Origin of the sequence: Brevundimonas sp. UBA5936, from assembly GCA_002430835.1 — a bacterium.
In the GTDB taxonomy this organism is placed as follows: Bacteria; Pseudomonadota; Alphaproteobacteria; order Caulobacterales; family Caulobacteraceae; genus Brevundimonas.
The window spans coordinates 99,214-99,528 of record DJDA01000113.1; the positions used below are offsets into that span (position 1 = coordinate 99,214).

At 61.6% G+C, this 315-nt stretch carries 1 protein-coding gene; it reads left to right on the top strand.

Features of this window, described 5'->3' with window-relative positions; all coding sequences use genetic code 11:
- Positions 1 to 315 (top strand): TonB-dependent receptor domain-containing protein (locus B2Y21_RS11370; RefSeq protein ID WP_292059846.1); only part of this gene is annotated, 315 nt, incomplete at both ends.

The following is a 315-nucleotide window of genomic DNA, read 5'->3' on the forward strand; positions in this document are numbered from 1 at the left end:
GCGACGAGCAGGCGGGCGAACTGCCCAATCCCAAGCGCCGGATGAACTTCCGCGTGACCTGGGACTATGACCGCGTGTCGGTGTCCTACGCCAACCAGTATCTGAGCAGCATGGTCCGCAGTAATCAGGACCAGCCGGGAACCTATGAGCCCTACAAGTCCCCGTCATGGCTCACCCACGACATCCGCGCCGAGTATCGCTTCGACAGGTTCTCCGTCTTCGCCGGCGTGAACAACTTCACCAATGAGGAGCCGCCGCAGACGCCCTTCACCTGGACGGGTACGTCGCTCAATACCGGCTTCAACGCCAGCATCT